Source organism: Mesorhizobium sp. BE184 (assembly GCF_031457045.1).
Taxonomy (GTDB): domain Bacteria; phylum Pseudomonadota; class Alphaproteobacteria; order Rhizobiales; family Rhizobiaceae; genus Mesorhizobium.
The window spans coordinates 1078378-1096240 of record NZ_JAVDVU010000002.1; the positions used below are offsets into that span (position 1 = coordinate 1078378).

21 protein-coding genes are annotated in these 17863 nt (G+C 63.5%); 12 read left to right on the forward strand and 9 right to left on the reverse strand.

Annotation, left to right across the window (positions count from 1 at the left end; translation table 11 throughout):
• Window positions 1-112 precede the first annotated feature (112 nt).
• The 4 genes from tesB (at window position 113) to J2X35_RS13335 (ending at window position 3304) form a co-directional block, all read left to right on the forward strand.
• On the forward strand, window positions 113-985 hold the full coding sequence (gene tesB / locus J2X35_RS13320; RefSeq protein ID WP_056112866.1) for an acyl-CoA thioesterase II: 873 nt from the start codon (window positions 113-115) through the stop codon (window positions 983-985).
• 222 nt (window positions 986-1207) lie between these two features.
• Window positions 1208-1546: a P-II family nitrogen regulator gene (locus J2X35_RS13325; protein ID WP_056112863.1), complete on the forward strand. Its 339-nt coding sequence runs from the start codon at window positions 1208-1210 to the stop codon at window positions 1544-1546.
• Window positions 1547-1576: 30 nt separating this feature from the next.
• A complete protein-coding gene (locus J2X35_RS13330) occupies window positions 1577-2938 on the forward strand; it encodes an ammonium transporter (RefSeq protein WP_310186015.1) in 1362 nt (453 codons plus the stop codon).
• A 171-nt stretch (window positions 2939-3109) separates the two neighbouring features.
• Entirely contained in the window at window positions 3110-3304 is a 195-nt protein-coding gene (locus J2X35_RS13335) for a hypothetical protein (RefSeq protein ID WP_056206821.1), read from the forward strand.
• A 10-nt stretch (window positions 3305-3314) separates the two neighbouring features.
• Here the strand turns inward: J2X35_RS13335 and J2X35_RS13340 are convergent, their stop codons facing one another.
• Together J2X35_RS13340 and J2X35_RS13345 are read right to left on the reverse strand one after the other, a co-directional pair.
• Window positions 3315-3932: an NIPSNAP family protein gene (locus J2X35_RS13340; RefSeq protein ID WP_310186017.1), complete on the reverse strand. Its 618-nt coding sequence runs from the start codon at window positions 3930-3932 to the stop codon at window positions 3315-3317.
• Window positions 3932-4276: a YciI family protein gene (locus tag J2X35_RS13345; RefSeq protein ID WP_056112860.1), complete on the reverse strand. Its 345-nt coding sequence runs from the start codon at window positions 4274-4276 to the stop codon at window positions 3932-3934. The genes J2X35_RS13340 and J2X35_RS13345 overlap by 1 nt, the downstream gene beginning before the upstream one ends.
• Window positions 4277-4413: 137 nt before the next feature.
• Between J2X35_RS13345 and J2X35_RS13350 the strand changes: the two genes are divergently transcribed.
• The 5 genes from J2X35_RS13350 to J2X35_RS13370 all read left to right on the forward strand — a co-directional run bounded on the left by J2X35_RS13350 (window position 4414) and on the right by J2X35_RS13370 (window position 10528).
• Complete coding sequence (locus J2X35_RS13350; protein ID WP_310186018.1) at window positions 4414-4938, forward strand: acyltransferase; 525 nt, start codon at window positions 4414-4416, stop codon at window positions 4936-4938.
• A 110-nt stretch (window positions 4939-5048) separates the two neighbouring features.
• Window positions 5049-5900 carry a formyltetrahydrofolate deformylase gene (gene purU / locus J2X35_RS13355; protein WP_056112857.1) on the forward strand — a complete coding sequence of 284 codons (852 nt, stop codon included), beginning with the start codon at window positions 5049-5051 and terminating at the stop codon, window positions 5898-5900.
• Window positions 5901-6062: 162 nt separating this feature from the next.
• Entirely contained in the window at window positions 6063-8726 is a 2664-nt protein-coding gene (locus tag J2X35_RS13360; RefSeq protein WP_310186165.1) for a DNA translocase FtsK, read from the forward strand.
• 137 nt (window positions 8727-8863) lie between these two features.
• The gene (locus J2X35_RS13365) at window positions 8864-9553 is read left to right on the forward strand and encodes an outer membrane lipoprotein carrier protein LolA (RefSeq protein WP_310186020.1); all 690 of its coding nucleotides are present in this window, start codon (window positions 8864-8866) and stop codon (window positions 9551-9553) included.
• A 168-nt stretch (window positions 9554-9721) separates the two neighbouring features.
• Window positions 9722-10528 carry an exodeoxyribonuclease III gene (locus J2X35_RS13370; protein ID WP_056112846.1) on the forward strand — a complete coding sequence of 269 codons (807 nt, stop codon included), beginning with the start codon at window positions 9722-9724 and terminating at the stop codon, window positions 10526-10528.
• A 96-nt stretch (window positions 10529-10624) separates the two neighbouring features.
• Here the strand turns inward: J2X35_RS13370 and J2X35_RS13375 are convergent, their stop codons facing one another.
• Window positions 10625-11080 carry a cyclic nucleotide-binding domain-containing protein gene (locus J2X35_RS13375; RefSeq protein WP_056112843.1) on the reverse strand — a complete coding sequence of 152 codons (456 nt, stop codon included), beginning with the start codon at window positions 11078-11080 and terminating at the stop codon, window positions 10625-10627.
• Window positions 11081-11205: 125 nt separating this feature from the next.
• Window positions 11206-11889: a response regulator transcription factor gene (locus tag J2X35_RS13380; protein WP_056112839.1), complete on the reverse strand. Its 684-nt coding sequence runs from the start codon at window positions 11887-11889 to the stop codon at window positions 11206-11208.
• Between the two features lie 146 nt (window positions 11890-12035).
• Here J2X35_RS13380 and J2X35_RS13385 point away from each other — a divergent pair, with 146 nt between their 5' ends.
• Entirely contained in the window at window positions 12036-12566 is a 531-nt protein-coding gene (locus tag J2X35_RS13385) for a L,D-transpeptidase (protein WP_310186022.1), read from the forward strand.
• A gap of 9 nt (window positions 12567-12575) precedes the next feature.
• On the opposite strand, the gene J2X35_RS13390 is transcribed toward J2X35_RS13385, so the two are convergent.
• From J2X35_RS13390 to tsaD, 5 genes are read right to left on the reverse strand one after another with little or no spacing between them, the layout of a single operon-like run.
• Window positions 12576-13232 carry a methyltransferase gene (locus tag J2X35_RS13390; protein WP_310186024.1) on the reverse strand — a complete coding sequence of 219 codons (657 nt, stop codon included), beginning with the start codon at window positions 13230-13232 and terminating at the stop codon, window positions 12576-12578.
• A 6-nt stretch (window positions 13233-13238) separates the two neighbouring features.
• On the reverse strand, window positions 13239-13664 hold the full coding sequence (locus J2X35_RS13395; protein ID WP_056112830.1) for an EVE domain-containing protein: 426 nt from the start codon (window positions 13662-13664) through the stop codon (window positions 13239-13241).
• 21 nt (window positions 13665-13685) lie between these two features.
• Complete coding sequence (locus J2X35_RS13400) at window positions 13686-13982, reverse strand: YciI-like protein (protein WP_056112827.1); 297 nt, start codon at window positions 13980-13982, stop codon at window positions 13686-13688.
• 10 nt (window positions 13983-13992) lie between these two features.
• Window positions 13993-14994, reverse strand: coding sequence for an NAD(P)H-dependent glycerol-3-phosphate dehydrogenase (locus J2X35_RS13405; protein WP_310186026.1), 1002 nt, complete (start codon window positions 14992-14994; stop codon window positions 13993-13995).
• Window positions 14991-16076, reverse strand: coding sequence for a tRNA (adenosine(37)-N6)-threonylcarbamoyltransferase complex transferase subunit TsaD (gene tsaD, locus J2X35_RS13410; protein ID WP_310186167.1), 1086 nt, complete (start codon window positions 16074-16076; stop codon window positions 14991-14993). The genes J2X35_RS13405 and tsaD overlap by 4 nt, the downstream gene beginning before the upstream one ends.
• 99 nt (window positions 16077-16175) lie before the next feature.
• Here tsaD and hemC point away from each other — a divergent pair, with 99 nt between their 5' ends.
• Complete coding sequence (gene hemC / locus J2X35_RS13415; protein WP_310186028.1) at window positions 16176-17102, forward strand: hydroxymethylbilane synthase; 927 nt, start codon at window positions 16176-16178, stop codon at window positions 17100-17102.
• Window positions 17103-17852 (forward strand): uroporphyrinogen-III synthase, encoded by a 750-nt coding sequence (locus J2X35_RS13420; RefSeq protein ID WP_310186029.1) that lies wholly within the window; start codon window positions 17103-17105, stop codon window positions 17850-17852.
• Window positions 17853-17863: the final 11 nt, after the last annotated feature.

Genomic DNA, 17863 nt, shown 5'->3' on the forward strand with positions numbered 1-17863 from the left:
GTTGCCGCTCCTTTCAACGATATGCCCTTCCTGCCTGACGGCCCATATGGCTTGACTGCTCTGCGCTCCTGTCCGAAACCCATACCGGCAAAACTGCGGGAGGGCGCGACATATGGCGGCGATGAGCGAGCTTCTCAGCATTCTCGACCTCGAGAAGCTGGAACACAACCTGTATCGTGGTCGCAGCCCCAAGCTCGACTGGCAGCGCGTGTTCGGCGGCCAGACGATCGCGCAGGCGCTGGTGGCGGCGCAGCGCACCGTCGATCCGGACCGGCATATCCATTCGCTGCACGGCTATTTCATGTTGCCGGGCGATACACAGGTGCCGATCATCTACGAGGTCGACCGCATCCGCGACGGCTCGTCCTTCACCACGCGGCGCGTGGTGGCGATCCAGCACGGCCAGGCGATCTTTTCGCTGGAGGCGTCCTTCCAGCAGGATGAGGAGGGGCTGGAGCACCAGGTGCCTATGCCGCGCGATGTGCCTGACCCCGACACCCTGATGTCCCAGCGCGAACTGATGGCCAAAATGGGCGACGCAGTTCCGGAAGGCATCAAGCGCTACTGGGAACGCGACCGGCCGATCGAGATGAAGCCGGTCATCCTGGAGCACTATACAAGCCGGCAGAAACTGGAGCCAAAGCAGAATATCTGGATACGGACGACCGGGCCGGTGCCCGCGGATCGCGGCATCCAGGCGGCGGTCCTGGCCTACCTGTCCGACATGACGCTCCTCGACACCTCCACCTTCGCGCATGGGCGCGGCATATTCGACCGCGATATCCAGGCCGCCAGCCTGGACCACGCCATGTGGTTTCACCGCATGCATCCGATGGACGACTGGATTCTCTACACGCAGGACAGCCCATCGACGCAGGGTTCGCGTGGCTTCACCCGCGGCTCGCTGTTTGCGCGAGACGGGACCCTGATCGCTTCCGTCGCCCAGGAAGGCCTGATCCGTTTGAGACACCCGCCCGCCAAATAGGCATTTATACAAAATTGCCCATTTTTTGATCAGAAGGTCGCCTGCATCCTTGCGGGCTGCATCGCCGTGTCTGAACGAACCCTTTTATTTACAACGAGTTAACGACGGCGCTCGCAACTGGCACGGAGCTTGAATCACCTTGGGCACTCTCCGGTTCACGGTGAGAACCGCGAAGTGACGTGTAACGCGGGGGAACCCGCAACAAGCAAAGGGTGAAACCTTATGAAAATCGTGATGGCAATCATCAAGCCGTTCAAGCTCGACGAGGTGCGTGAAGCACTTACCGCCGTCGGCATACAGGGCCTGACCGTCACCGAAGTCAAAGGCTACGGGCGTCAGAAGGGGCACACGGAAATCTATCGCGGGGCTGAGTACGCAGTCTCTTTCCTGCCGAAGATCAAGATCGAGGTCGCCGTCGCCATCGACATGGTCGACAAGGCCGTCGAAGCCATCAGCGTGGCGGCCAAGACCGGCCAGATCGGCGACGGCAAGATCTTCGTCTACGGCATCGACCAGGCGGTGCGCATCCGCACCGGCGAAACAGACAGCGACGCGCTCTAAGCGGCTCAAGAGATTCCAATGGAGAGATCAATGACACTTCCAACAACGCTGAAGAAGGTGGGGCGCACCGCCTTGCTGGGCTCGCTGGCCGTTGCAGCACTGGGCACGGTTGCGGCCTTCGCGCAGGACGCCGCACCGGCCGCAGCCGCCCCGGCACCGGTGACTGACAAGGGCGACGTCGCCTGGATGATGGTTTCGACCGTGCTCGTCCTGTTCATGACGCTGCCGGGCCTTGCCCTTTTCTATGGCGGCCTCGTGCGCGCCAAGAACATGCTTTCGGTGCTCATGCAGTGCACCATGATCACAGCCGTCGTCATGGTCGTGTGGGTCCTGTGGGGCTATTCCTTCGCCTTCGGCGGCGGCACCAGCCCCTTCTGGGGCGGCTTGGGCAAGGTCTTCCTCGCCGGCGTCAGCCCGACGACGACGGCGGCGACATTCACCGATGGCGTCGTGCTGCCGGAATATGTCTTCATCTGCTTCCAGATGACCTTCGCCGTCATCACGCCGGCGCTGATCGTCGGCGCCTTCGCTGAACGCATCAAGTTCTCGGCGGTGGTGCTTTTCACCGTACTCTGGGTGACGCTGGTCTATTTCCCCATTGCCCACATGGTTTGGGATTCGGCTGGCTACATCTTCAACCTCGGCGCGCTTGATTTCGCCGGCGGCACGGTTGTCCACATCAATGCCGGCATCGCGGCGCTGGTCGGTGCGATCTTCGTCGGCAAGCGCACGGGCTATGGCAAGGACAACATGGCGCCGCACTCGATGACGCTGACCATGGTCGGCGCCTCGATCCTGTGGGTAGGCTGGTTCGGCTTCAATGCCGGCTCCAACCTCGAAGCCAATGGTGGCGCGGCTCTGGCGATGATCAACACCTTCACCGCAACCGCCGGCGCCATCATCGCCTGGTCCATCATCGAAACCTTTGCCCGCGGCAAGGCCTCAATGCTGGGCGCGGCTTCCGGCCTCGTCGCCGGTCTGGTCGCGATCACGCCCGCTTGCGGCACCGTCGGTCCGGTCGGCGCCATCGCGCTCGGCGCCATCGCCAGCGCGGTCTGCTACTTCTTCGTCTCGGTGGTGAAAATCAGAATGGGCTACGACGATTCGCTCGACGTGTTCGGCGTGCATGGCGTGGGCGGCATCATCGGCGCTCTCGGCACCGGCATCTTCACCTCGCCGTCGCTCGGCGGCACCGGTGCGGCAGACTTCTCCATCGGCTCGCAGTTCATGATTCAGCTCTATGCCGTCATCATCACCATCGTGTGGTGCGGCGTAGTGTCGGCCATCCTCTACAAGGTGGTGGACCTGATCGTGGGTCTGCGTCCGACTGTGGAAGCCGAACGCGAGGGCCTCGACCTGACCTCGCATGGCGAAGTGGCCTACCACTCCTGAGCATTGGACCGGCGGAGCAAGCCGCCGGTCTTTCGTTTCCCGTCGTGGCTCTCCAAGGAGAGGCCGCGCATTGAGGCCCGGGCTTTCCGGGCCTCTTTTTTGGCGGTTCCGGTTCACCAATCCTTAACCATGCGAAGCTAGCCATCGCCGCCGGGAGAACGGAGGCTTGATTTGGTTGCGCGTGAGCGATTTGAAGTGTTGCCCGATCTGGCAGGCGGCTGGATGGTCTGGGACAAGCAGCTCGACGCACCGGCGATTTTCTCGCAAATCACGCTGGATGGCCTGAGCGCGCGTGAGGCGAAGTCCCTGACCGCGCTGCTCAACGCCCAATGGCGGGCGCTGCGCGTCTTCCGTCAGGCATCCTAGCCGGGTGAAATCACCCGAGCGGGGAATCGCGCTCTGCAATGGCGATGGTCGAGCTTGCGCTGGCGATCTGCTCGGGCCCGCCCTTTGGTGGCCATAGCCTGGCGGCATAGTGCTCGGCCCGCAGCGTTCGACGTTCGTCGAGGCTCGAAAAGCCCCATATGTGCGTGATCCTGGGAGGGCCATCCAAGGCATACATGTTGACCACCAGATGGTCGGTGTAGCGCTTCGCCGGCTCGATCACGTCTTTCCATCCGGCCAGCGTGGCGGGCAGGCCGCCAGGCTTCAAATGATAGGTCCTGAACTCGAACAGGCCGCCGTAACTGCGCGGCCGCACCGGCGGCAGGAATGGAAACGGCGCATAGGTCTCCATGCTGAGCGCGGTGCAGACCGCGTTGGCGTTGAACGGATTGGTGCTGAACAAGGCGCGCTGGCGTTCCCGGCGCTGATCTTCTTCGATTTCGAACCCCCGCAGCACAAACACCTGTCCGAGTGTGCCGATGTCGGATCGCCACATTCCCATTAACCGGCCCGCCGCATCGGCGTCGTCGACCCAGCTTCGTGCCGCGCCGGAAAGCTCATCGAGCCGCAGCAGCGGACCGGACAGAGTGGCGAGTTCGTACAGCATCATCAGTCGAAGCCGAGGCGTTTGCCGAGCACTGCCAGATCGGGCAGCAGCTTCCGGCTGGATTCGGCGGAGAAAGCGCCGAAGTAGGGGTCCCATTCCTCGATGGAAAGTTCCTCGATCAGTCCCTCGCGCGAAAACGGATCGCCCGCGACCATCTCTTCGACCTCGGCGCGACTATCGGCTTTGAAGATCAGGAAGCCCGACCGCAGTTTCGTTCCCTTGAGCGGGCCGGAGGCTTTCAACCTTCCATCATCAATCAGGTCGAGCAGGTATTCGACATGCTCCAGCACATGCCGATTCCATTCCGGCCCATCAGGGTGGGACATGGTGACCACGTAAAAAGCCATCGGAACCTCCCGTCCAGGGTTTGCGGTCAAGCTACTCGGCGTTGAGGGGAGTTGATAAGGTGCTATTCGGTTCTAGCTGTAATGACCGTGGAGACCTTTATGTCCGGATTTCGGGTCCTGATGTTCGAGATGAGACAGTGATTTCCAGAACCAGGCTCAGGGCGCTGTATTATTCCATTCTCGGAGGCGACATTTCGTTCGGTGCGGGGTCGAAAGTCGAGAGCCAGGCGCTGCTGAGCGCCAGAAAGGGCGGCTCGATCCGCATCGGCAGCCGCACCACTGTCGGTCGCCGCGCCATGCTGCTGGCCGAAGGCGGCCCCATCGTCATCGGCGACGATTGCACCATCAATCCCTATTCTGTCCTCTACGGCCATGGCGGCCTTACCATCGGCAACTGGGTTCGCATTGCCGCGCATGTCGTCATCGTGCCGTCCAATCACCGTTTTGGCGATCTGTCGCGTCCTATCGCCAAACAGGGGCTGGATCAGGTCGGGGTCACCATCGAAGACGATGTCTGGATCGGCGCTCATGTCACCGTCCTTGACGGCGCGCATATAGCGAAGGGTTGCGTCATCGCCGCCGGCGCAGTCGTCAGGGACAGGACCGAGCCCCATGGAGTCTATGCCGGCGTGCCGGCGCGCATGATCAAGAGACGCGGTTAGGGCAACCGCCCACTGTCTGGGATCATGCGTCAAAAGAACCTTCGAAGACGGTTGCGCCCCGTCGACGATCGCCGCTACATACCCCCACTCTTTTCCCGGCGGCTTTCCTCATGATCAGTCCTTCCCATATTCTGAACCTGTCCTGCGACGATCAGCCAGGCATCGTCGCGGCCGTTGCCACGGCGCTCGCCGGGATCGGCATCAATATCGTCGAGAGCAGCCAGTTCTGGGATCAGCAGACCAACCGGTTCTTCATGAGGATCGCGCTCGATTCCCGCGGAAAGCCACAAAGGGAAATCGAACTCACGCTCCGCCCGGTCATTCAGCGCTTCGACATCGACGCCCATGTCACCGATACCGCGGTAAGCCCCAGGATCATCATCATGGTGTCCAGGTTCGACCACGCCATGCTCCACCTGCTTTATCAAATCCGCGTCGGCTGGCTTCACGCCAACGTCGTGGCGATCGTTTCCAATCACCCGGACAGCCGGAAGGAGGCCGAGGACGCTGGCGTTCCCTACCATCACTGGGCGGTGACGAAGGAAAACAAGATCGAACAGGAGGCGCGTCTATGGCAACTCGTTCACGATACGAATCCTGAACTCGTTATCCTCGCCCGCTACATGCAGGTGCTGTCGGACGATTTTTCCCGCCGGCTCTACGGGCGGATCATCAACATCCATCACTCTTTTCTGCCGAGCTTCAAGGGCGCCAAGCCCTACCACCAAGCCTATAATCGCGGCGTCAAACTGATCGGCGCGACCGCGCATTACGTGACGCCGGATCTCGACGAGGGCCCGATCATCGAGCAGGAAACGGAGCGGGTGAATCACGCCATGAGCGCCGAAGACTATGTCGCCGCCGGCCGCGATATCGAATCGCGAGTGCTTGCCCGTGCCGTCAAGCTGCATCTGGAAAACCGCGTCATGCTGAGCGGCAACAAGACCATCGTCTTTACCTGAACGAATACGGGTAGCCGGCGGTTCAAAACCGGCGCCGATGACGGCCAAATTCTCCATGGTTAATGCAGCCTTAACCTTCGGGTGGCTAGTCTGGTGACCGAATCCGCCGGCTGGCCGCAGCGATGCGCGCCATCCGCTCAGGCACAGTCAATGGGGAAGATTATGCGTTCAGGGGGTACCGCACCGCTAGCCCTGGCCGATACCGGCCATGGCCTGCAGGCATTCGCGCGCCGCCAGGCGGGGCGTCTCGCCGGCGTCGGCATGCTTCTGGGCGTGATTTTCGCAGTTGCCAGCCTCGCTACCTGGAACGTTGCCGATCCTAGCTTCAGCCACGCCACCGACAATGTCGTGACCAATGCCATGGGCTACGCTGGCGCGGTCTTCTCCGACATCGCCATGCAGTTCTTCGGACTTTCGGCCGTAGCGGCGCTGGTGCCCGCGGTTATCTGGGGCATTTTGCTGTTCACGGCTCGCGGCGTCGATAAGCTGCCGAAACGGGGGCTGGCATGGTTCGGCTATGCGATGCTCGCGGCGGCCATCGCCGGCTGCGTCGTTCCGCCCAAGACTTGGCCGCTGCCCACTGGGCTGGGCGGCGTTTTCGGCGACATGGTCCTCAACGTTCCCGGCGCATTTGCCGGCGGCTACCCGACCGGCCTGCTGGCCACTGTGCTGGCGGTGATCTTCGCCGCTCCGGCGCTCTGGCTGTTCGTCTATGGCTCGGCGCTGATCTCGCGCCGCAACGGCTTCGCTCCGATGGAGCCGGAAGCGAGGCCGGAACCTGTCGACAATGATTCGGTTCTGTTCGAGGCCGAGGAGGACGACGACGGCGAAGGCATTCTGGCGCTTGGGGCGATCACCCACTGGTGGCTGTCGTTCCGCGCCTATCTGCGCAGGCGCGCGGCGCGCCGGCAGGCGCATGAGGACTTCGAACCGCCGATGGAGCCTCGCTCCAGCGGCTGGCGCCGGGCGGCCGAACGGGTCGAATCGGCCGAACTGGCCGAGGCGCGCTTCAGCTCGAACGGACGTGCCCGTGTCGAACCGGAATTCTTTGCCTCGCTGGTCAACGACCGGGGGACGGCCGTCCATGCGGAGGACGCCGAATTCTATCCGGAAGAAGAGGACGAAGACGAAATCGACTTTGAGCCAGCCACCGATGGACAGGCTTATGCCGGTTCTACGGCGCAAGTCCGCAACTTCCGCTCCGACGCCGCAACCCGCGTCGAGGCTCCCGCGCCACGCCCGGCGCCCGGCGCGCGCGTCCAGCGGGAAGCACAGACATCGCTCATCGCCTCGAACAAGTTCGAAATGCCGTCGCTGCATTTTCTGGCCGAACCTAAGAATGTCGTGCGCGACGCCAGCCTGTCCAAGGACGCGCTGGAGCAGAACGCGCGTCTTCTGGAAGGCGTGCTGGAAGATTTCGGCGTCAAGGGCGAGATCATTGCCGTCCGTCCCGGCCCGGTCGTCACTCTCTACGAATTGGAGCCGGCTCCGGGCATCAAGTCCTCGCGCGTCATCGGTCTGGCCGACGACATCGCCCGTTCGATGAGCGCCATCGCCTGTCGCGTCGCAGTCGTTCCCGGCCGCAACGCCATCGGCATCGAGTTGCCGAATGCGCGGCGCGAAACGGTCTATCTGCGCGAGATCCTCGCCAGCCGCGATTTCGAGCAGACCAAGGCCAAGCTGGCGCTGGCGCTCGGCAAGACGATCAATGGCGAGGCGGTGATCGTCGATATCGCCAAGATGCCGCACGTTCTCGTCGCCGGCACCACCGGCTCCGGCAAATCGGTCGCTATCAACACCATGATCCTGTCGCTGCTCTACCGGCTGAAGCCGGAGGAATGCCGGCTGATCATGATCGACCCGAAAATGCTGGAACTGTCGGTCTATGACGGCATCCCGCATCTGCTGACGCCCGTCGTCACCGATCCGAAGAAGGCTGTCGTGGCGCTCAAATGGACGGTGCGGGAGATGGAAGACCGCTACCGCAAGATGTCCAAGGTCGGCGTGCGCAATATCGACGGCTTCAACGCCCGCGTCAGCCAAGCCGAGAAGAAGGGCGAGAAGATCTCGCGCACGGTGCAGACAGGTTTCGACCGCCAGACCGGCGAGGCGATCTACGAGACCGAAAATCTCGATCTCGAGCCTATGCCCTACATCGTCGTCATCATCGACGAGATGGCCGACCTGATGATGGTCGCCGGCAAGGACATCGAAGGCGCGGTTCAGCGCTTGGCGCAGATGGCGCGCGCGGCCGGCATCCACGTCATCATGGCAACGCAGCGGCCGTCGGTCGATGTCATCACCGGCACGATCAAGGCCAATTTCCCGACCCGCATTTCCTTCCAGGTCACGTCGAAGATCGACAGTCGCACAATTCTGGGCGAACAGGGCGCCGAACAGCTGCTTGGCATGGGCGACATGCTCTACATGGCCGGCGGCGGCCGCATCCAGCGCGTGCATGGTCCCTTCGTGGCCGATGACGAGGTGGAAAAGATTGTCGCGCATCTGAAGCTGCAGGGCGTGCCGGAATATCTCGACGCCATTACAGAAGACGACGACGAGGATGGCGACGAGCCTTCCGGACGGGGCGGCGGCGGTTCGGGCAACAGCAATTTCGAGGATTCCGACGATCCCTACGATCAGGCGGTGGCCGTGGTGCTGCGCGACGGCAAGGCGTCGACCAGCTACATCCAGCGCCGCCTCGGCATCGGCTACAACCGCGCCGCCTCCATCATCGAGAAGATGGAGAAGGAAGGCATCGTCGGCGCCGCCAACCATGCCGGCAAGCGCGAAATCCTGGTGCCGACCGAGGATGACAAATTCTAGGCCTGGCCTATCGGGTCTGCTGCTTCGAGGGGGAGCGAGGAACTTCGTGGCGTCCTCAAGTGTTTAGGATGCGTCAAATTTAAGCCCCACTGGTGGGACAGGTTGTCGGGACCGACCATCGAACGAAAGTGACAGGCATGAAAGACATTTCCGCAAAATCGACCGCAGGCTTTGCGCCGACCCGTCGCCAGATGCTTGGTTTCGGCTTGGCCTTCGCCGGCGCCGCGGCGCTCAATCTCGTGCCCGGCTTCCGCCTGATGGCGAGCGCGCAGGCAGCTGTTCCTGAGGCGGCACAGAAGATCGCCGACCATTTCTCGGCGGTGAAGTCGATGAGCGGCGAATTCGTTCAGTTCGGCCCGAAGGGCGAACAGACGGGCGGCAAGTTCTTCCTCGAACGGCCGGGCAAAATCCGCTTCAACTACGAGGGCGCCTCCAATTTCCGCGTCGTTTCGGACGGCCAGTCGGTCGCGGTGCTGAACCAGCGGCTGAAGACGACCGACCTTTATCCGCTTTCCAAGACGCCACTGAAACTGCTGCTCGACAACAACATCGATCTGTCCGGCGGACGAGTGACGGGTATCAAGCAGGAGAACGACCTGACGACGATCCAGCTCGCCGACAAGAGCGTGTTCGGCAGTTCCAAGATCACCCTGATGTTCGATCCGTCGTCCTACGAACTGCGCCAGTGGACCATCACCGACGCTCAGGGCAAGGACACCACGGTGATGATCTTCAACGTCAAGCAGGGCGTCAATTTCGCCGCCGACACGTTCAAGATCGACTACGAAAAAACCCGACGCCAGACCTTCAAGCCCAGCCAGCGCTAAACCGCCAGAGCTGCGGAAATCATTTGAGGCCGCGCTTCATGCGCGGCCTTACTTGTTTAAAGCCTCCGCGGCTGGCAAGGTTCAGTTACGCAATCAGCCGCTTCCATCGTCAGATATCTTCCGGCCGGCGATTGTATCGCCCAACCGGACCAGGACCGACCGACACCCATGCCCCTCACCGTCGCCACCTGGAACATAAACTCCGTCCGCCTGCGCATGCCGATCGTCGAAAGGCTGCTGCGGGAGAAGGCGCCGGATATTTTGTGCCTGCAGGAAACGAAGTGCCCGGACGATCTGTTTCCGGCCGAGGCTTTTCGCCGGTTGGGCTACGAGCACATCGCCATCCACGGGCAGAAGGGCTACCACGGCGTCGCCACTGTGGCGCGGCGGCCGATCGAGATGGTCGAGAAGCGCCGCTTCTGCGAGATCGAGGACAGCCGACACGTCTCGGTGCGCTTCCAGGCCGGCGGCCGGTCGATCCTGCTGCATAATTTCTATGTCCCGGCCGGCGGTGACGAGCCCAACCCGGCCATCAACTGGAAATTCAAACACAAGCTCGACTTCGTCGCCGAGATGAACGCGGTGCCTGCCGAGCCCGACGAGAATTCGGGTTCGATCCTCGTCGGTGACCTGAACATCGCGCCGCTCGAGCATGATGTCTGGTCGCACAAGCAGCTTTTGAACGTCGTGAGCCATACGCCGGTCGAGACGGAGAATTTCGAGGCGATGCGCAAGGCTGGCAGGTGGGTGGATTTGATGCGTCACAATGTGCCCGACGACCGGAAGCTTTACACCTGGTGGAGCTACCGCGCCCAGGACTGGCAGGCCTCGAACAGGGGCCGTCGGCTCGATCATGTCTGGTCGTCAGGCAGCCTGGTGCCGGCGTTCCGCGGCTACGAGATCCTGCGGGATGCGCGTGGCTGGGACCGCCCCTCGGACCATGTGCCGGTAATCGCATCGTTCGATCTGGATTGAGGCTCGGTCGACCGCCCGGCCCTCGGGGAACCTCGGGCGTTCCAGCCCTTGAAAGCTCCACCGCAGCTTTCAATTTGCCTTTGGCAAACCGGGCTCTCACCCAGCGAAGCGCGGCGCCAGTTCCTCGATGCGGGCGACAAGGGCATGCAATTCTTCGGCGATGCGGTGGTGAAGCTGGATGGCGAGGTCGGGATATTCCTCGAGGATGCGGCGAAACATCTTGCGATTCAGCCGCAGCACTTCCGAATCCGTCTCGGCCGAGGCGCTTGTCAGGCGCCTGGTGTCGGCGATTAGCGCCAGTTCGCCGAGGATGGCGCCGGGTTCGGCGTTGCCGATGACGATGCGTTCGCCATCTGTCTCGCGATACAGCACGATGCGGCCGCTGACGACGACATAGGCCGAATCGGCCTCGTCGTCCTCTCGATAGAGTTTACGGTCGGCGGGCAGGCGCGTGTTTTCGGCGCCGAAGGCAAGCAGGCGCAACTGTTCGTCCGCGAAACCCTCGAAAAGTCCCACGGTCGACAGGATGCGAATGTCGTCATCCAGCGCCATCAGTTACGTCCCCGGACCCTCAGGTCGAACCCTCCTTGCGATCCCGCGCCCCGAATCGCAATTGGACAGCAAATTTATTAACAATGCAGGCCATTTAACAGAATCGCCACGATCCCGTTAGGCCACTAAGGAACCAGTTTGTAACCGCCACTTTCGGTCACCAGGATCTCTGCGTTGGAGGGATCGCGCTCGATCTTCTGGCGGAGACGATAGACATGGGTTTCCAATGTGTGAGTGGTTACGCCGGAATTGTAGCCCCACACCTCTTCCAGCAGCACGTCGCGCGTCACCACCTTCTGTTCGGCGCGATAGAGATATTTGATGATGGAGGCTTCCTTTTCGGTCAGCCGCACCTTGCCGCCGCGTGCATCGATCAGCAGCTTCTGGCTCGGCTTGAATGTGTAGGGACCGACCGAGAAGGTGGCGTCCTCGCTCTGCTCGTGCTGGCGTAGCTGGGCGCGGATGCGGGCCAGGAGCACGGCGAAACGGAACGGCTTGGTGACGTAGTCATTGGCGCCGGCCTCCAGTCCGAGGATGGTGTCGGAATCGGTGTCGTGGCCGGTCAGCATGATGATGGGGGCCTTGTAGCCGCCCTTGCGCAGCATCTTGACCGCTTCGCGACCGTCGAGGTCCGGCAGGCCGACATCCATGATGAGCAGGTCAATCATGCCAGATCTCGCGGCGGTGATGCCTTTTCCGGCGGTGGCTTCCTGGAGCACGTCGAATTCCTCGCAGAGCGACAATTGCTCAACGAGGATGTTTCGCAGGTCGTCGTCGTCGTCAACGATCAGGATGGTGCGTGAAGTCATTGATCAATCCATTGTTCTGAAATCGATATCGAATCTGTTGACCGCCGTCCGTTTATGCGGAAGCTGATCGCAACAACAGACAATTGCGGCGATTTGTTCCTTTGAGACGATCATATCCGAAAAAAGCGCAGCGCAACGGAGACAATTTGCGCGGCCTGTCCTGTCTCGTCGTACGCGCCCGTCCCGGCAACCAGAGCCAAGGGCTTCTGCAGGCCGGCAGCCTCATTTTCCGCTGTGCGCTGGGGCGCGGCGGCATTTCGGCCAACAAGCGGGAGGGCGACGGGGCGACGCCGCTGGCGGCGATGCGGCTGGTGTCGGGCTATTTCCGCGACGATCATTTCGCCGGCGCACGGCGCACAAGGCTTCGCATGGCGTTGATAGGACCGAAGCTCGGCTGGTGCGAGGTGCCGGACGACCGCAACTACAACCGGCCGGTCGAGATACCTTATGGCGCAAGCCATGAGCGGATGCGGCGCGACGATCGGCTCTACGATGCCTGCCTGGTGCTCGACTGGAACATCAGGCCAAGGCGACGCGGCTGCGGCAGCGCCATCTTCTTCCATCTGGCCCGCGAGGGCTTCACGCCAACGCAGGGCTGCGTGGCGGTGACGGCGCAGACGATGCGGCGGCTCTTGCCACTGCTTTCCAGCCGCACGGTGCTGAAGGTGGTGCGCTGAGGCGACCGGCTAGTCAATCCGCCAGACGGTCGTGCGCTTGACCTCGGCGTCCTCGAGCGCCCGAGTGACCGGCACCTCATAGGCGGCGAGCTTCTCCAGCCCCTGTTTGGGAAGATAGGCGCGGCCCGGATCGCCGACCAGAACCAGCGCGCCACGACGGCGCAGGGCTACTAACCACGGCATCAGACGCTCGGCGAATGGTTGTTCGTAGAAGACGTCGCCAGCAAGGACGACGTCCCAGCCCTTATCTATGCCAACGCAATCGGCGGCTTCGAACAGGATATCCACACCGTTGGCGCGGCTGTTCAGCCGGACCGCCGTTTCGCAGAACGGATCGATGTCGGCCGCGACCATATGGGCCGCGCCGGCCTTGGCGGCGGCGATGGCGACCAACCCGGAACCGGACGCGAAATCCAGCACACGTCTGCCGCGAACCGTTTCCGGATGGTCGAGGATATAGCGGGCAAGCCCCTGACCACCCGCCCAGGCGAAGGCCCAAAAGGGCGGCGGCAGGCCGATTTCGGCGAGTTCCTCTTCCGTCCGCTGCCACAGATCATGCGCCTCGTCGGCCAGATGCAGAACGATTTCTGGCACATGCGGCGGAGCGATAAGCGCGGTGTTGTCGAGAATGAAGCGTTCGGCGGTTGCTGGCGTCAGCGTCCCCATCCGGCGTTACGGGGCCGGATCGAGGCCGCCCATGCGGCAGACTTCCTTCCACTCCGCCGGCGTCACCGGCTGAACTGAAAGCCTGCCGAGGCGAACCAGCGCCATCTCTTTCAACTTCGGATTGGCCTTGACTTCTTCCAGCGTGGGGGGATTTGGCACCTCGCGCACGGCGCGGATATCGACGCACTCCCAGCGCGGGTCTTCCGTCGTGGTGTCCTGGTGAGCCGGCGCACAGACCTCGGCGATGCCGACGATGTCGAGGCCCTCATTGGAGTGGTAGAAGAAGCCGAGATCGCCGACGGCCATCGCCTTCATATTGTTGCGCGCCGCGTAGTTGCGCACACCGTCCCATTGTGTGCCGTCCTTGCCCTTGGCTTTCAGCGCGTCGAAGGAGAAGACGGACGGTTCGGATTTGAAGAGCCAGTAGTTCATGTGTTTCCCTCGGGCGTAGAATTAGGCTTCGGCCGGCTTGTTGAAGACCCAGCTCCACGGCCGGATCTCGACGCTCTGGAACAGGCCGGCCTTGGCGTAAGGGTCCTGCGCGGCCAGCGCCTCGGCCGCCGCCCGGTCCGGCGCCTCGATCACGGCGAGGGTGCCATTCGGCTTGCCGTCGGCGTCAAGAAAGGGACCTGCGAAGGCCAGCTTGCCGTTTTCGTTCAACCCGTTCAGGAAGGCGACGTGATCGGGCCGCGTATCCATGCGCACCTGCAGCGCTCCGGGCTTGTCCTGGCAAATGAATGCAAAAAGCATGGTCTCTCCGTTAAAGGTCGGCTTCGTTCTTCAGCGGGCGTGTCATCAGCGCGCCGACCGCTTCGCGGATGGTGATGGCGCCGTCGAGTATGGCGGCGACCGCGGCGATGATCGGCGCGTCGATGGCGCGCTCGGCAGCGATGCGCGCGGCGATCGCGGTAGTGGGCACGCCTTCCGCCAAGGGCCGTCCGGCAAGCGATTCGCCGCGACCCAATGCCAACCCGTAGGCGAAATTGCGTGATTGCACCGAGGAGCAAGTCAGCAGCAGGTCGCCGAGGCCGGACAGGCCCATCAGCGTTTCCGGTTTCGCGCCGAAGGCGGCGCCGATGCGCCGCAGCTCGACGAAGCCGCGCGTCACCATGGCTGCCTGGGCGCTGGCGCCGAGCCCAGCGCCGGTGACCGCCCCGGCGGCGATGGCGAAGACGTTCTTCAAAGCGCCGCCGATCTCGACGCCGGTCAGATCGTCGCTCGAATAACAACGCAGGTTCTGTGCCGAGAACCGGCCGGCCAGTTCCGCCGCAAGCTGTTCGTCGCGGGCGGCGACAACAACCGCGGTCGGCAGGCCACGGGCGACATCGGCGGCGAAGCTTGGTCCCGACAGCGCCGCGACCGGGCTTTCCGGCAGGGTTTCGCCGACAATGGCCGACAAAAGCGCACCGGTGTCGCGCTCAATGCCCTTGGCGCACAGCACCAGTGGCGCGCCGGCCTGCATATACGGCTTCGCCTGCATCAGCACGGCGCGCAGCGACTGCGCCGGCGTTACTGCCAGCACGCAGTCGGCGCCGGCCAGCGCCTCATCCATGTCAGACGTGGCTTCAATGCCGGGCTCGATGGCTATGCCGGGCAGGTAGCGCGGGTTCTCGCCGCGCTGGATCGCCGTGACGGTCTCGGCATCGCGCGCCCAGAGGGCGACGGATTGGCCGGCGCGTAGCATTGCCAGCGCCAGCGCCGTGCCCCAGGCGCCGCCGCCGAGCACGGCCACGCGCCATTTCCGGCTCTCTTCGCCGCTCATGCCTTGGCCCCCCGCCGGCCCGAACCGACGACCGGCGCCGAGACGCTGTCCAGCGGCCAGCGCGAGCGCGGTACGAAGCTGAACGCGTCCTCCTGCTCAAAGCCGGCGCGAAGCCGCTCTATGCCGGCCCAGGCGATCATGGCGGCGTTGTCGGTGCAAAGTTTCATCGGCGGCGCGAGAAAGCGGAAGCCGGAACGCCGGCACAGATCGTCGAGCTTTGTCTTGATCTCCAGATTGGCGGCGACGCCGCCAGCAACGACAAGCACCGGCGCGCCGATGTCCGGAAACTCGCGCCGGAACCGCTCCTGCGCGCGCGATACGCGGTTGCCGAGCGCATCGGCCACGGTGGCCTGGAACGAGGCGCAGATGTCGGCGACATCCTGCTCGCTCAACGGGGCGATGGCGGTGGCAGCCTGGCGCACGGCGGTCTTCAGACCGGAAAAGGAGAAATCCGGTTGCGCCGAGCCCTTCATCGGGCGTGGGAAATCGAAGCGGCTTGCATTGCCGTTCAGCGCTGCCTTCTCGACATTGGGGCCGCCCGGATAGGGCAGGCCGAGCATCTTGGCGGTCTTGTCGAAGGCTTCGCCGAGCGCATCGTCGATGGTGGTGGCCCAGCGCTGGTAGTCACCGACGCCGCGCACGGCAACGATCTGGGTGTGGCCGCCGGAAACCAGCAGCAGGAGATAGGGAAATTCGAGCCCGTCGGTCAGTCGCGCCGTCAGGGCGTGGCCTTCCAGATGATTGATGGCGATGAGCGGTTTGCCTGCGGCTGCGGCAATTGCCTTGGCGGTCATCAGCCCGACGATCAGTCCGCCGACGAGACCCGGCCCCGCTGTGGCGGCGATGGCGTCTATCTCGGCGAGCGAGGCGCAGGAATCGGCCAGCGCGGCCTCGACGATGCCATCCAGCGCCTCGACATGGGCACGCGCGGCGATTTCCGGCACGACGCCGCCGAAGGCCGCGTGTTCCTCGATCTGGCTGAGCACGATGTTGGAGAGGATTTCAGGCGCGTGGCCGGCCTCCAGCGCGACGACGCTGGCCGCCGTCTCGTCGCAACTGGTTTCTATGCCGAGCACCCGGATCAATTCGTCGCCTGCCTCGAACGTTGCCGGCCCGCGCTTTCCCCGCTAGGAGAAGGCCGGCAGCACTGCCTGCCCGGGGGTTATCACGGACCGCGCGCCATGCAAACTATCTTGAAAATCGGAACGCGAGGCAGCCCGCTGGCGCTGGCGCAGGCGCGGGAGACGCGAGCCCGCCTGATGGCTGCGCACGACCTTCCCGAAGACGTTTTCGAAATCGCCGTCATCTCCACCAGCGGCGACCGTATCCAGGACCGGCCGCTTTCGGATGCCGGCGGCAAGGGGCTGTTCACCAAGGAGATCGAGGAGGCGCTGATCGCCGGCCGTATCGATATTGCGGTGCATTCGTCAAAGGACATGCCGACAGTGCTGCCCGATGGGCTGGAGCTTTCGGCCTTCCTGCCGCGCGAGGATGCGCGCGACGCCTTCGTCGGCAGCCAGGCTGCGACCATCGCGGATATGCCGCTCGGCGCCAAGGTGGGCTCGTCGTCGCTGCGGCGGCAGGCGCTGATCCGCCGTATGCGCCCCGACCTCGATGTGGTGATGTTCCGCGGCAACGTGCAGACACGCCTGCGCAAGCTGGAAGAGGGTGTCGCCGGCGGCACCATTCTGGCGCTGGCGGGGCTGAAGCGGCTCGGGCTGGAGCATGTTGCCACCGACTTGATGCCGCTCGACGCTTTTCCGCCGGCGCCTGGGCAGGGCGCCATCGGCATCGAAAGCCGTATCGGCGACATGAAGGCGGCGCGAATGCTTGTCCCGATCCACGATATTCCGACAGGGCAGGCGCTGGCCTGTGAGCGGGCCTTTCTGGCGACGCTCGACGGTTCCTGCCGTACGCCGATCGCCGGCTATGCAGCGGTGGAGGGCGGGCGTCTGGTTTTCAACGGCCTCGTTATCCTGCCCGACAGCACCGAAGCACACGATGTGAGACTGGAAGGTCCGGCCAGCGAGGCCGCGAATATCGGCACGCAGGCGGGACTGGACGTCAGAAGCCAGGCCGGAAAGCATTTCTTCGAGGGCTGGAGCTGAATGCGGCGCGTGCTGGTGACGCGGCCGGAGCCGGGCGCAAGCCGGACCGCTGCGCGGCTGCGGGACATGGGCCTTGAGCCGGTTTCACTGCCGCTTTCGAAGACGGCGCCGCTGGCCGTTGATCCGGAAATAATAGCCAATCATGCCGATGCGGTTGTCGTCACCAGCGCCAATGCAATCCGCCACGCATCGGCTGCTCTGCTGGAGTTGCTGAAATACGTCCCCTGCCATGCGGTCGGGCGCCGGACGGCGGAAGCGACGCGCAAGGCGGGATTCCTGTCGGTGACGGAAGGTCCGGGCGATGCCGGGGCGCTGGCAGATCAGCTTGCCACGACATTGGCCGGCAAATCAGTCGCCTATCTGTGCGGCCGCGTCCGGTTTGCCGGGCTCGAGGAACGTCTCGACAGGGCCGGCGTTCATGTCCAGCCGATTGAAACCTATGACACAATGGCGGTGGATTATTCCAGCGAAGAGGTGGCTGCGGCCTTGAGTGGCGAAAAGGTCGAGGCCGTCCTGCTCTATTCCGCCACAGCGGCAGCTGCGGCGGGTGAATTGACCGCGAGACCTGCGCTGAACCGGCTGTTCGCGGCAGCGGAGGTTTTGGCGCTTTCGGCCCGCATCGCCTTGGCATATAGGCCCTCCGGCGATGGAGTTCGTGTCGCCGGGACGCCGCGTGAGGAGGATTTGCTGGCGCTGCTGGAGCGAAGAGACGGAGCCGCGTCATCACACCGCCCCTTTTCACGGCTTTGAGGTGTGGTAGA

Excerpts from the sequence above, each read along its gene's own strand:
- tesB (WP_056112866.1), top strand. The coding sequence starts at position 113 with ATGGCGGCGATGAGCGAGCTTCTCAGCATTCTCGACCTCGAGAAGCTG.
- J2X35_RS13420 (WP_310186029.1), top strand. The coding sequence starts at position 17,103 with ATGCGGCGCGTGCTGGTGACGCGGCCGGAGCCGGGCGCAAGCCGGACC.
- J2X35_RS13340 (WP_310186017.1), bottom strand. The coding sequence starts at position 3,932 with ATGATGCTGTACGAACTCGCCACTCTGTCCGGTCCGCTGCTGCGGCTC.
- J2X35_RS13405 (WP_310186026.1), bottom strand. The coding sequence starts at position 14,994 with ATGAGCGGCGAAGAGAGCCGGAAATGGCGCGTGGCCGTGCTCGGCGGC.
- J2X35_RS13345 (WP_056112860.1), bottom strand. The coding sequence starts at position 4,276 with ATGGCTTTTTACGTGGTCACCATGTCCCACCCTGATGGGCCGGAATGG.
- J2X35_RS13375 (WP_056112843.1), bottom strand. The coding sequence starts at position 11,080 with ATGGCGCTGGATGACGACATTCGCATCCTGTCGACCGTGGGACTTTTC.
- J2X35_RS13370 (WP_056112846.1), top strand. The coding sequence starts at position 9,722 with ATGCCCCTCACCGTCGCCACCTGGAACATAAACTCCGTCCGCCTGCGC.
- J2X35_RS13395 (WP_056112830.1), bottom strand. The coding sequence starts at position 13,664 with ATGAACTACTGGCTCTTCAAATCCGAACCGTCCGTCTTCTCCTTCGAC.
- hemC (WP_310186028.1), top strand. The coding sequence starts at position 16,176 with ATGCAAACTATCTTGAAAATCGGAACGCGAGGCAGCCCGCTGGCGCTG.
- J2X35_RS13365 (WP_310186020.1), top strand. The coding sequence starts at position 8,864 with ATGAAAGACATTTCCGCAAAATCGACCGCAGGCTTTGCGCCGACCCGT.
- J2X35_RS13390 (WP_310186024.1), bottom strand. The coding sequence starts at position 13,232 with ATGGGGACGCTGACGCCAGCAACCGCCGAACGCTTCATTCTCGACAAC.
- J2X35_RS13400 (WP_056112827.1), bottom strand. The coding sequence starts at position 13,982 with ATGCTTTTTGCATTCATTTGCCAGGACAAGCCCGGAGCGCTGCAGGTG.
- J2X35_RS13325 (WP_056112863.1), top strand. The coding sequence starts at position 1,208 with ATGAAAATCGTGATGGCAATCATCAAGCCGTTCAAGCTCGACGAGGTG.
- J2X35_RS13380 (WP_056112839.1), bottom strand. The coding sequence starts at position 11,889 with ATGACTTCACGCACCATCCTGATCGTTGACGACGACGACGACCTGCGA.
- purU (WP_056112857.1), top strand. The coding sequence starts at position 5,049 with ATGATCAGTCCTTCCCATATTCTGAACCTGTCCTGCGACGATCAGCCA.
- J2X35_RS13330 (WP_310186015.1), top strand. The coding sequence starts at position 1,577 with ATGACACTTCCAACAACGCTGAAGAAGGTGGGGCGCACCGCCTTGCTG.
- J2X35_RS13360 (WP_310186165.1), top strand. The coding sequence starts at position 6,063 with ATGCGTTCAGGGGGTACCGCACCGCTAGCCCTGGCCGATACCGGCCAT.